The following is a 12700-nucleotide window of genomic DNA, read 5'->3' on the forward strand; positions in this document are numbered from 1 at the left end:
TTGAAAATCGGTTCAGCCTTTGTCGGCAATGCGATTGCCCCAGGCTTTGGCGGTACGGGTCAGGGCTTCTTCGTCCATTCGGGTCAACCGTTTGCCTTGAAGCAGCGCCTTGCCAGCGACCCAGACGTGAGTCACGCAGTCGCGACCGCTGGCGTAGATAAGCTGTGAAACCGGATCGTAGATCGGCTGTTGGGCCAGGCCTGACAGGTCAAAGGCGACCATGTCCGCAGCCTTGCCGATTTCCAGCGAGCCGGTGTGGTCTTCGATGCCCAGCGCCCGAGCGCCGTTGAGCGTCGCCATGCGCAGCGCACGGTGAGCATCCAGCGCCGTGGCTGAACCCGAAACGGCCTTCGCCAACAGGGCGGCCGTGCGGGTTTCTCCCAGCAGGTCCAGGTCGTTGTTGCTGGCGGCGCCATCGGTGCCAATGGCGACATTGACCCCGGCCTGCCACAGCCGTTCGACCGGGCAGAAGCCACTGGCCAGTTTCATGTTTGACTCGGGGCAGTGAATCACGCTGGTGTTGCTTTCTACCAGCATCGCCAGATCGTCATCGCTGATCTGGGTCATGTGCACAGCCTGAAAGCGCGGCCCCAGCAGGCCCAGACGCTTGAGGCGCGCAAGAGGTCTTTCCTGCCGCTGCTTCACAGCTTCGTTCACTTCGAAGGCCGTTTCGTGGACGTGCATGTGAATCGCGGCGTCCAGCTCATCGGCGATGGTCCGGATCTTCTCCAGGTTCTCGTCGCTCACGGTGTACGGTGCGTGGGGCCCCATGGCGATCTTGATGCGGTCGTGATGGGTCAGATCATTGAACAGTTCGATGCCAATGTGCAGCGATTCGTCGGCGTTACGCGCACCGGGTATCGGGAAATCCAGCACCGGCACGGTGATTTGTGCGCGAATGCCGCTGCTGTGCACCCGTTCGCAGGCGACCTTTGGAAAGAAATACATGTCAGAGAAGCAGGTGATGCCGCCCTTGAGCTGTTCGGCAATGGCGATGTCGGTGCCATCGCGAACGAAATCTTCATCCACCCATTTGCCTTCGGCGGGCCAGATATGGTCTTGCAGCCAAGTCATCAATGGCAGATCGTCGGCCAGGCCGCGAAACAGTGTCATCGCTGCGTGACCGTGGGCATTGATCAAACCGGGACTGAGCAACATGCCTGGCAATTCGCGAACTTCGCGGGCGTTTTGTCGCAAGGCTTCGGCCCTGGGGCCGATATAGGCGACAAGGCCATCGCGAATGCCGATCCCGTGCTGTTGCAAGACAACGCCCGCGGGTTCGACCGGAACCAGCCAGTCCGGCAGGAGCAGTAGGTCGAGCGAGGCGGCGGAGTGGGGCATGGGGTGGGCATCCAGTGACGCAATACGAGGAACGGCGAAGTATACCCGAGCACCTCGACGGGCGGCTCGCTATAATCGGCGGCTTTTTCAGGTGCTGGCCAATTGAAACTGGCTGGCGCAAAACCTGTTTCATCAAGTGGGGTGTGCAATGCGCGATCGACTCTTGGCTGCCGAGAAAGTGAAAGCCATCGATTGGCGGGACGGCGCGTTGTATCTGCTGGATCAGCGGGTTCTGCCCTTCGAGGAAACCTGGCAACGCTACGACAGTGCCGCTGGTGTGGCCAACGCCATTCAAACGATGGTCGTGCGCGGGGCGCCTGCCATCGGTATCAGTGCTGCCTACGGCCTGGTACTGGCGGTCATTGACCGTTTGGCCGAAGGCGGCGATTGGCAAATGGCGCTGGAAGAGGATTTCGATCTGTTGGTCAATGCGCGGCCCACCGGGATCAACCTGTTTTGGGCGTTAAACCGCATGCGTGAGCGTTTATACCGCATCAAGGACAATGAGGACCCGGTTGCGGTCATGGAAGCGGAGGCTATGGCCATCCACGAAAGCGACCGTGAGGCCAACCTGACCATGGCGCAACTGGGCGCCGAGCTGATTCGCAAGCAGCAGGGCAATTTGCAGACCGTGCTCACCCACTGCAATACCGGGGCGCTGGCCACGGGCGGGTTCGGTACGGCGCTGGGGGTGATCCGCGCTGCTTATATAGAAGGCATGATCGAGCGGGTCTACGTGGGGGAAACCCGCCCGTGGCTGCAAGGTTCGCGGTTGACCGCCTGGGAACTGGCCAATGAAGGCATTCCGGTGACCGTCAATGCGGATTCTGCTGCGGCGCACTTGATGAAAACCAAAGGCATCACCTGGGTTGTCGTCGGCGCCGATCGGATCACGGCCAATGGTGACGTGGCCAACAAGATCGGCACCTATCAACTGGCGGTCGCGGCGATGCATCACGGTGTGCGTTTCATGGTCGTGGCGCCCAGTTCGACCATCGACATGAACCTGGCCAGTGGCGAAGACATTCCCCTTGAAGAGCGTGACCGCGAGGAGTTGCTGTCGTTGGGTGGGCAACGTCTGGGGGCTGATGGGGACGTCATCAACCCGGTATTCGATGTGACGCCCGCCGACCTGATCGATGTCATCGTGACTGAGAAGGGTGTCGTCGAACGCCCTGACACGGCAAAAATGGCGCAGCTGATGTGCCGTAAACGCCTCCATTGATCATTTTGTTGCAGGCGCTACGGTGTGCCGGGAAAGTGCTGGCAGGCCCTGTAAGCGCCTCACAGGCCCCTGCTGGCGAAATGGCTCACTTTCAGCACGCTCAAAGTCTTCGTGCCTGACCGCGATTGTGGTAACATCCGGCGGTTTCCAAGGGGGCGCGTTGCGGCTCCCTTCACTGCGCAAATCCATGGCTTAACTCGCTGATTTGTCGTAAGTCGCTGCCAGGCACTCGTCGGCAGCGGCGAGCTTCGTTCATCCCGGATGGGTGTGCGGGGTTTCACCAGAAAAAGGAATCAGGCTTCTCATGGGCGAACTGGCCAAAGAAATCCTCCCGGTCAATATCGAAGACGAGCTGAAGCAGTCCTACCTCGACTACGCGATGAGCGTCATCGTCGGACGTGCTCTGCCCGATGCGCGCGACGGCTTGAAGCCCGTGCACCGGCGTGTCCTGTACGCAATGAGCGAACTGGGCAACGACTGGAACAAGCCTTACAAGAAATCCGCCCGTGTGGTCGGTGACGTCATCGGTAAGTACCACCCTCACGGCGACACCGCGGTCTACGACACCATCGTACGTATGGCCCAGCCTTTCTCCCTGCGCTACCTGCTGGTAGACGGCCAGGGCAACTTCGGTTCGGTGGACGGCGACAACGCTGCGGCCATGCGATACACCGAAGTGCGCATGACCAAACTGGCCCACGAACTGCTGGCGGACCTGCACAAGGAAACCGTCGACTGGGTACCGAACTACGATGGCACCGAGCAGATCCCGGCGGTCATGCCGACCCGTATTCCCAACCTGCTGGTCAACGGTTCCAGCGGTATCGCCGTGGGCATGGCGACCAACATCCCGCCGCACAACCTCGGTGAAGTCATCGACGGCTGTCTGGCCCTCATCGACAACAACGACCTGACCGTCGACGAGTTGATGCAGTACATCCCCGGCCCTGATTTCCCGACAGCGGGCATCATCAACGGCCGCGCGGGCATCGTCGAAGCCTACAAGACCGGTCGTGGCCGCATTTACATGCGCGCCCGCTCCATCGTCGAGGACATCGACAAGGTCGGCGGTCGCCAGCAGATCGTCGTGACCGAGCTGCCATACCAGTTGAACAAGGCGCGTCTGATCGAGAAGATCGCCGAACTGGTCAAAGAGAAAAAGCTCGAAGGCATCACCGAGCTGCGCGACGAGTCCGACAAAGACGGCATGCGCGTGGTCATCGAGCTGCGTCGCGGCGAAGTGCCAGAGGTCATCCTCAACAACCTCTACGCCCAGACCCAACTGCAAAGTGTTTTCGGCATCAACATCGTTGCGCTGATCGATGGCCGTCCACGGATCCTCAATCTCAAGGATCTGCTGGAGGCCTTCATCCGTCACCGCCGCGAAGTCGTGACCCGCCGTACCGTGTTCGAGCTGCGCAAGGCCCGTGAACGTGCGCACATCCTTGAAGGTCAGGCCGTTGCCCTGTCCAACATCGACCCGGTCATCGAGCTGATCAAAGCCTCGCCGACCCCCGCCGAAGCGAAGGAAGGGCTGGTCAACACGCCATGGGAATCGAGCGCTGTGGTCGAGATGATCGAGCGCGCGGGCGCCGAGTCGTCCCGTCCGGAAAACCTCGATCCACAATACGGCCTTCGTGACGGCAAGTACTTCCTGTCGCCAGAGCAGGCTCAAGCGATTCTGGAGCTGCGTCTGCACCGCCTGACCGGTCTGGAACACGAAAAACTGCTGACCGAGTATCAGGAAATCCTGACCCAGATCGGCGAGCTGATCCGCATCCTCAACAGCTCCGTGCGGCTGATGGAAGTCATTCGTGAAGAGCTGGAACTGATCCGTGCCGAATACGGCGATGCCCGCCGCACCGAAATCCTCGATGCACGCCTGGACCTGACCCTGGGCGACATGATTCCGGAAGAAGAACGTGTCGTGACCATCTCCCACGGTGGTTATGCCAAGACTCAGCCGCTGGCGGTCTATCAGGCCCAGCGTCGCGGCGGTAAAGGCAAATCGGCGACGGGCGTCAAGGATGAGGACTACATCGCTCACCTGCTGGTCGCCAATAGCCACACCACGCTCCTCATGTTCTCCAGCAAGGGCAAGGTTTACTGGCTCAAGACCTACGAGATTCCGGAGGCATCGCGTGCGGCCCGTGGCCGTCCGCTGGTCAACCTGCTGCCGCTGACCGAAGGCGAGTACATCACCACCATGCTGCCGGTCGACCTCGAAGCCATGAGCAAGCGGGCTGACGAGGAAGAAGCCGAAGGCGTGGAAGTCGATGTCGAAGACATCGAGAACGCCAACGAAACCGAAGAAGAGCGCAAGGCGCGTCTGAAGGCTGCTGACAAGAAGAAGGCACCGTTCATCTTCATGTCCACTGCCAATGGCACCGTCAAGAAGACCCCGCTGGTGGCCTTCAGCCGTCAGCGCAGCTCGGGTCTGATTGCGTTGGAACTGGACGAAGGCGACATCCTGATTTCCGCTGCCATCACTGACGGCGAGCAGGAAATCATGCTGTTCTCGGACGGCGGCAAAGTGACGCGCTTCAAGGAATCCGAAGTGCGTGCCATGGGCCGTACCGCTCGCGGTGTGCGTGGCATGCGTCTGCAGGAGGGTCAGAAACTGATCTCCATGCTGATCCCGGAAGAAGGCAGCCAGATTCTTACAGCGTCTGAGCGTGGCTACGGCAAGCGCACTTCGATCACCGAATTCCCTGAATACAAACGTGGCGGTCAGGGCGTTATCGCCATGGTCAGCAACGAGCGTAACGGCCGTCTGGTCGGTGCGGTTCAGGTGCAGGACGGTGAGGAAATCATGCTGATTTCCGATCAGGGCACTCTGGTTCGGACCCGTGTCGACGAAGTGTCGAGCCTGGGCCGTAACACTCAGGGTGTGACCCTGATCAAACTGGCCAAGGACGAGACGCTGGTCGGTCTGGAGCGTGTTCAGGAGCCTTCCGAAGTCGAAGGTGACGAGCTGGATGGCGAAGGGGTCGACGACGACGCGCTGGAAGGCGAAGGGGTCAACCTGTCCAATGCCGATGAGGCGGGCGGGGATCTGCAAGCCGATGGCGCCGTCGACGAAGACGAAGCGCAGGACTGATAGACGTTGTATTTGAGGGCCCATTCGTGGGCCCTCTTGGCTTTGGCCAGAACTGCAACCGCGTCTTTGGACGCCCGGTTGCGGCTGTTTCGAATTCAACGATTTGACGAGAGTGGATATGAGCAAGCGAGCCTTTAACTTCTGCGCCGGTCCTGCCGCGCTTCCCGACGCTGTTCTGCAACGCGCCCAGGCCGAGATCATGGACTGGCACGGCAAAGGCTTGTCGGTGATGGAGATGAGTCATCGCAGCGACGATTACACGGCCATCGCAGAGAAGGCCGAGCAGGATCTGCGCGAGCTGCTGTCCGTTCCGTCCAACTACAAGATTCTGTTTCTGCAAGGCGGCGCCAGTCAGCAGTTCGCTGAAATCCCGCTGAACCTGTTACCGGAAAACGGCACGGCGGATTACATCGAGACCGGTATCTGGTCCAAGAAGGCCATCGAGGAAGGTCGCCGCTTCGGCAACATCAATGTCGCGGCTAGCGCCAAGCCTTACGACTACCTGGCGATTCCGGGTCAGAACGAATGGAAACTGACCAAGAACGCTGCGTATGTTCATTACGCGTCCAACGAAACCATCGGCGGCCTGCAGTTTGACTGGGTCCCTGAAACGGGCGACGTCCCTCTGGTGGTCGACATGTCGTCGGACATTCTGTCGCGCCCGATCGACGTTTCGCAGTACGGCCTGATCTACGCCGGTGCGCAAAAAAACATCGGCCCAAGCGGCCTGGTGGTGGTCATTGTTCGTGAAGACCTGTTGGGCCGTGCGCGCAGCAGTTGCCCGACCATGCTGGACTACAAGGTTTCGGCAGACAACGGCTCGATGTACAACACCCCGGCGACCTATTCCTGGTACCTCTCGGGTCTGGTGTTCGAGTGGCTCAAGGAGCAGGGCGGTGTCGACGCCATGGAAAAGCGTAACCGCGCGAAGAAAGACCGTCTGTACGGCTTCATCGACAGCAGCGAGTTCTACACCAACCCGATCAGCCACAATGCCCGTTCGTGGATGAACGTGCCGTTCCGTCTGGCGGACGAGCGTCTGGACAAGGCCTTCCTGGCCGGTGCCGAGGCCCGCGATTTGCTCAACCTCAAAGGCCACCGCTCGGTGGGCGGCATGCGCGCCTCGATCTACAACGCGCTGGGTCTGGATGCCGTTGAGGCGCTGGTGGCTTACATGGCCGAATTCGAGAAGGAGCACGGTTGATGTCCGAGCAAGAACTCAAGGCGCTGCGCGTACGCATCGACAGCCTAGACGAAAAGGTTCTGGAGCTGATCAGCGAACGTGCACGCTGTGCGCAGGAAGTGGCGCGGGTCAAGATGGCCGGTCTTGCTGAAGGCGAGGAGCCAGTGTTCTACCGCCCTGAGCGCGAAGCTGCGGTGCTCAAGCGTGTCATGGAGCGTAACCGCGGTCCGCTGAGCAACGAGGAAATGGCGCGTCTGTTCCGCGAAATCATGTCTTCGTGCCTGGCGCTGGAGCAGCCGCTCAAGGTTGCCTATCTCGGCCCTGAAGGCACCTTCACCCAGGCCGCCGCGCTGAAACACTTCGGTCATGCAGTGATCAGCAAGCCGATGGCGGCCATCGACGAAGTGTTCCGCGAAGTGGCTGCGGGCGCGGTCAATTTCGGCGTGGTGCCGGTGGAAAACTCCACCGAAGGTGCGGTCAACCACACGCTGGACAGCTTCCTCGAACACGACATGGTCATTTGTGGCGAGGTCGAGCTGCGTATTCACCACCATCTGCTGGTGGGCGAAAACACCAAGACTGACAGCATCACGCGCATCTACTCCCATGCTCAGTCGCTGGCTCAGTGCCGCAAATGGCTGGACGCGCACTACCCGAACGTCGAGCGCGTGGCGGTGGCCAGCAATGCCGAGGCGGCCAAGCGGGTCAAGGGCGAGTGGAACTCTGCGGCGATCGCGGGCGACATGTCGGCCAGCCTTTACGGCCTGACCCGCATTGCCGAGAAGATCGAAGACCGTCCGGACAACTCGACGCGCTTCCTGATGATTGGCAACCAGGAAGTCCCTCCGACCGGTGACGACAAGACATCGATCATCGTATCGATGAGCAACAAGCCGGGTGCTCTGCACGAACTGCTGGTGCCGTTCCATGAAAATGGCATCGATCTGACCCGCATCGAGACGCGTCCTTCGCGCAGCGGTAAATGGACCTACGTATTCTTCATCGATTTCGTAGGCCATCACCGTGACCCGCTGATCAAGGCGGTGCTGGAGCGGATTAGCCAGGAAGCCGTGGCCCTCAAGGTGTTGGGTTCCTATCCGAAGGCCGTGTTGTAGCAGCAAGTATGGACCCTGTGGGAGCGAATTTATTCGTGAAGGCGTTCTTTTAGTCGACAGAGATTTGCCGCCTGATCCGACGCTTTCGCGAATAAATTCGCTCCCACAGGGTTTGCGGCGGCAATTAGATGAGTGGCCTACTTCATGTTTGATAAGAGGTAAAGCGGTAAATGAGCGGCGACTTCCTCGCACTGGCGCAGCCTGGCGTGCAAAAACTTTCGCCTTACGTTCCCGGCAAACCCGTGGACGAATTGGCGCGTGAGCTGAATATCGACCCAGCGAACATCATCAAACTGGCTAGCAACGAAAACCCGATGGGCGCAAGCCCCAAGGCCTTGCAAGCCATTCGCGATGCCTTGGCTGAGCTGACGCGCTACCCCGACGGCAATGGCTTCGACCTCAAGCAGGCGCTGGCCGAGCGGTGTGGCGTGCAAGCCAGTCAGGTGACGCTGGGCAACGGCTCCAACGATATTTTGGAGATCGTCGCTCGGGCCTACCTGGCGCCGGGGCTGAATGCCGTTTTTAGCGAGCACGCGTTCGCCATTTACCCGATCGTCACTCAAGCCGTTGGCGCCAATGCGCGAGTGGCCAAAGCGAAGGATTGGGGGCATGACCTGCCCGCGATGCTGGCGGCCATCGACAGCAATACCCGTGTGGTATTCATCGCCAACCCGAACAACCCGACCGGTACCTGGTTCGGCCCACAGGCACTGGCTGATTTCCTCGCCGATGTGCCGAAAGACGTGCTGGTCGTGCTGGACGAGGCTTACATCGAGTACGCCGAAGGCGTCGAGCTGCCAGATGGTCTGAATTTCCTCGCCGATTACCCGAACCTGCTGGTCTCGCGCACGTTCTCCAAGGCCTACGGCCTGGCGTCGTTGCGTGTGGGGTATGCGCTGTCGTCGCCTGTGGTGGCCGATGTCCTGAACCGCGTGCGCCAGCCATTCAACGTCAACAGCCTCGCACTGGCAGCCGCGTGCGCCGCGCTGAGCGATACCGATTACGTGGCTGAAAGCCGCCGTCTGAATGAAGCGGGCATGCAGCAACTGGAAGAGGGTTTGCGTGCGTTCGGGCTGAGCTGGATTCCGTCGAAGGCCAACTTCATCGCGATCGATGTCGGGCGTGACGCCGCACCGGTTTACGAGGCCTTGTTGCGCGAAGGTGTGATCGTGCGCCCGGTCGGTGGTTACGGCATGCCTCGTCACCTGCGTGTCAGCATTGGCTTGCCTGCGGAAAACACTCGCTTCCTCGAAGCCTTGAGCAAGGTTCTGGCGCGTGGTTGATGTCACAGCAGTGCAACCCGTTGCGCCTATGATCGGCCGCCTGGTGGTGGTCGGTCTCGGTTTGATCGGAGGCTCGTTCGCCAAAGGTTTGAAAGAAAGCGGCCTGTGTCGTGAAGTGATCGGTGTCGATCTCGACCCGCAATCGCGCAAGCTGGCCGTCGAACTGGGTGTCGTCGACCGTTGTGAAGAAGACCTTGCTGCAGCCTGCATCGGTGCTGACGTCATTCAGTTGGCCGTGCCGATTCTGGCCATGGAAAAACTGCTGGGCGTGCTTGCGAAGCTCGACCTCGGTGATGCCGTGCTGACCGACGTGGGCAGCGCCAAAGGCAACGTTGTGCGCGCCGCGCGGGACGTCTTCGGTGCGATGCCTGCGCGCTTCGTGCCCGGGCATCCCATTGCCGGGTCCGAGCAAAGCGGCGTCGAGGCGTCCAACGCTCAGTTGTTCCGTCGCCATAAGGTCATCCTCACGCCGTTGCCGGAGACTGATCCGAATGCGCTGGTAGTGGTTGATCGCATGTGGTCGGCGTTGGGGGCTGACGTTGAACACATGGAGGTCGAACGTCATGACGAGGTGCTGGCGGCGACCAGCCATTTACCGCACTTGCTGGCATTCGGTCTTGTGGATTCGCTGGCCAAGCGCAACGAAAACCTGGACATCTTCCGCTATGCAGCGGGTGGTTTCCGGGATTTCACTCGTATCGCAGGCAGTGACCCGGTGATGTGGCACGACATCTTCCTCGCCAACCGCGAAGCGGTGTTGCGCACCCTTGATACGTTCCGCAGTGATCTTGATGCGTTGCGTGACGCTGTCGATGCGGGGGATGGTCACCAATTGCTGGGCGTCTTCACTCGTGCACGGGTGGCTCGTGAGCATTTCGGCAAAATCCTTGCCCGCCGCGCTTACGTCGAAAAGGCCGCGACGGACGATTTGACGTTTGTTGCCCAGCCGGGTGGCCGAGTTGGCGGGCAGATTCGCGTGCCCGGCGACAAGTCCATTTCGCACCGGGCAATCATGCTGGGCTCACTGGCAGAAGGCACGACCGAAGTCGAAGGCTTTTTGGAAGGCGAAGACGCGCTGGCGACCTTGCAGGCGTTTCGTGACATAGGCGTGGTCATTGAAGGCCCGCATCATGGCCGTCTGACCATTCACGGTGTGGGCATTAACGGGTTGAAGCCTGCGCCTGGCCCGATTTACCTCGGCAACTCCGGGACCTCCATGCGTTTGCTGGCCGGTTTGCTGGCGGCGCAGCGCTTCGACAGTGTCCTGACGGGGGATGCGTCGCTGTCAAAACGCCCGATGGGGCGAGTCGCCGAACCGCTTCGGGAAATGGGCGCGGTCATCGAAACGGCCGCTGACGGTCGACCGCCGCTCACCATTCGCGGCGGCAAGCCGCTACATGGCATCAGTTATGTCATGCCGGTGGCCAGCGCTCAGGTGAAATCCTGTCTGCTGCTGGCGGGAATGTATGCTCACGGTGCGACGACGGTGACCGAGCTTGCGCCGACTCGCGATCACACCGAGCGTATGCTGCGGGGGTTTGGTTATCCGGTGTCCGGCAACGGTGCGACAGCGTCGGTTGAGTCGGGAGGTGTATTGAAGGCCACTCGCATCGAAGTCCCGGCGGACATCTCGTCGGCGGCGTTCTTTCTGGTTGCCGCGTCCATTGCCGAAGGTTCGGACCTGTTGCTGGAGCACGTGGGTGTCAATCCGACGCGCACAGGGGTGATCGACATCCTGCGCTTGATGGGCGCGGACATTTCGGTGCAGAACCTGCGCGAAGTGGGAGGCGAGCCGGTGGCAGACTTGCGTGTTCGTCACGCGAAGCTTAAAGGCATCGTCATCCCGGAGGCGCTGGTGCCGTTGGCCATAGACGAGTTCCCGGTGTTGTTCGTGGCTGCGGCGTGCGCCGAAGGGCGGACAGTGCTGCGTGGGGCGCAAGAGCTGCGGGTCAAGGAGTCCGACCGTATCCAGGTCATGGCCGATGGTCTGACAACCCTGGGTATCAAGGTTGAACCGACCGCTGATGGCCTCATTATTGAGGGCGGAAATCTCGGCGGTGGTGAAGTCAACGGTCACGGCGATCATCGCATTGCCATGGCTTTCAGTATCGCGTCGCTGCGTGCGGCGGCCCCGATTCGCATTCGGGACTGCGCCAACGTGGCGACTTCTTTCCCCAATTTCCTGGCGCTGTGCAGCCAGGTGGGTATTCGTGTAGCGCAAGAGGGGCAATCGTGAAAGTTCAAGCTCCGGTCATTACGATCGACGGACCAAGCGGTTCCGGGAAGGGGACGGTAGCCGGTTTGCTGGCCAAGCGTCTGGGGTGGTGCCTGCTGGATTCCGGCGCGCTGTACCGTCTGCTGGCATTCGCGGCGGGTAATCATGGGGTCGACCTGACCAACGAAGAATCGTTGAAGCTGTTGGCCGCGCATCTGGATGTGCAATTCGAAGCCGCAACCGATGATCACGGCCAGCGCATCATTCTCGAAGGCGAGGAAGTGACCATGGCCATCCGCAATGAGCGGATCGGCAGCGGCGCATCGCAAGTCGCCTCGTTGCCTGCCGTTCGCGAAGCGCTGTTGCAGCGTCAGCGGGCGTTTCAGGAGTTTCCCGGCTTGATCGCCGACGGCCGTGACATGGGAACGGTGGTGTTTCCATCCGCGCCGTTGAAGATCTTTCTGACCGCCAGCGCCGAAGAGCGTGCGCGTCGCCGATATTTGCAGTTGAAGGCCAAGGGTGACGATGTTAGTCTGTCGAGTCTGCTAGATGAGATACGTGTCCGTGATGAACGCGACACCCAGCGAGCGGTAGCCCCGCTCAAACCGGCGCAAGACGCCATCCAGCTGGATTCCACCGAATTGTCCATCGAGCAGGTGCTGGAACGCATCCTGAGTGAAGTCGCACTGCGCGATCTCGCTGGGTGATCTGAAAGCCATGTGGGAGACCCAGTCCAAGTCCCGCAGGCTTTCTTTCACATGAACGAAACCCACGTTGTCTGGAGCGTGGCCGATAGGCGGATTCTTCGCCTTTATCAACAGGAATTAAAATGAGCGAAAGCTTTGCAGAACTCTTTGAAGAAAGCCTGAAAACCCTCAATCTTCAGCCGGGTGCCATCATCACCGGTATCGTTGTCGACATCGACGGCGACTGGGTTACCGTACACGCTGGCCTGAAGTCCGAGGGCGTCATCCCGCTCGAGCAGTTCTACAACGACGCTGGCGAGCTGACCATCAAGGTCGGTGACGAAGTTCACGTTGCGCTGGACGCGGTCGAAGACGGCTTTGGCGAAACCAAACTGTCCCGCGAAAAAGCCAAGCGCGCCGAGTGCTGGATCGTTCTGGAAGCAGCCTTCGCAGCCGAAGAAGTGGTTAAGGGCGTTATTAACGGTAAGGTTAAAGGCGGCTTCACTGTCGACGTTAACGGCATCCGTGCGTTCCTGCCAGGTTCTCTGGTTG

8 protein-coding genes and 1 pseudogene are annotated in these 12700 nt (G+C 60.4%); 8 read left to right on the forward strand and 1 reads right to left on the reverse strand.

Annotated features, from left to right (window positions below):
- Positions 1-12: 12 nt before the first annotated feature.
- Positions 13-1341, reverse strand: coding sequence for a TRZ/ATZ family hydrolase (locus ACI2KB_RS24055; RefSeq protein WP_404638669.1), 1329 nt, complete (start codon positions 1339-1341; stop codon positions 13-15).
- A 148-nt stretch (positions 1342-1489) separates the two neighbouring features.
- Between ACI2KB_RS24055 and mtnA the strand changes: the two genes are divergently transcribed.
- The 8 genes and pseudogenes from mtnA to ACI2KB_RS24095 form a co-directional block, all read left to right on the forward strand.
- Positions 1490-2566, forward strand: a complete 1077-nt coding sequence (mtnA, locus tag ACI2KB_RS24060; RefSeq protein WP_404638671.1) for an S-methyl-5-thioribose-1-phosphate isomerase — start codon at positions 1490-1492, stop codon at positions 2564-2566.
- A gap of 304 nt (positions 2567-2870) precedes the next feature.
- Positions 2871-5666 (forward strand): DNA gyrase subunit A, encoded by a 2796-nt coding sequence (gene gyrA, locus ACI2KB_RS24065; RefSeq protein WP_404638673.1) that lies wholly within the window; start codon positions 2871-2873, stop codon positions 5664-5666.
- A 118-nt stretch (positions 5667-5784) separates the two neighbouring features.
- Positions 5785-6870, forward strand: a complete 1086-nt coding sequence (gene serC / locus ACI2KB_RS24070; RefSeq protein ID WP_404638675.1) for a 3-phosphoserine/phosphohydroxythreonine transaminase — start codon at positions 5785-5787, stop codon at positions 6868-6870.
- Positions 6870-7964, forward strand: a complete 1095-nt coding sequence (gene pheA / locus ACI2KB_RS24075) for a prephenate dehydratase (protein WP_404638677.1) — start codon at positions 6870-6872, stop codon at positions 7962-7964. Before serC ends, pheA begins: the two co-directional genes overlap by 1 nt.
- A 170-nt stretch (positions 7965-8134) precedes the next feature.
- Positions 8135-9247, forward strand: a complete 1113-nt coding sequence (gene hisC, locus ACI2KB_RS24080; RefSeq protein ID WP_404638679.1) for a histidinol-phosphate transaminase — start codon at positions 8135-8137, stop codon at positions 9245-9247.
- A gap of 28 nt (positions 9248-9275) precedes the next feature.
- The gene (locus ACI2KB_RS24085) at positions 9276-11483 is read left to right on the forward strand and encodes a bifunctional prephenate dehydrogenase/3-phosphoshikimate 1-carboxyvinyltransferase (protein WP_404638707.1); all 2208 of its coding nucleotides are present in this window, start codon (positions 9276-9278) and stop codon (positions 11481-11483) included.
- Complete coding sequence (gene cmk / locus ACI2KB_RS24090; protein ID WP_404638681.1) at positions 11480-12169, forward strand: (d)CMP kinase; 690 nt, start codon at positions 11480-11482, stop codon at positions 12167-12169. The genes ACI2KB_RS24085 and cmk overlap by 4 nt, the downstream gene beginning before the upstream one ends.
- 158 nt (positions 12170-12327) lie before the next feature.
- Positions 12328-12700, forward strand: a pseudogene (locus tag ACI2KB_RS24095) (S1 RNA-binding domain-containing protein); the annotation flags it as partial.

Source organism: Pseudomonas sp. NPDC088444 (assembly GCF_044900175.1).
Taxonomy (GTDB): domain Bacteria; phylum Pseudomonadota; class Gammaproteobacteria; order Pseudomonadales; family Pseudomonadaceae; genus Aquipseudomonas.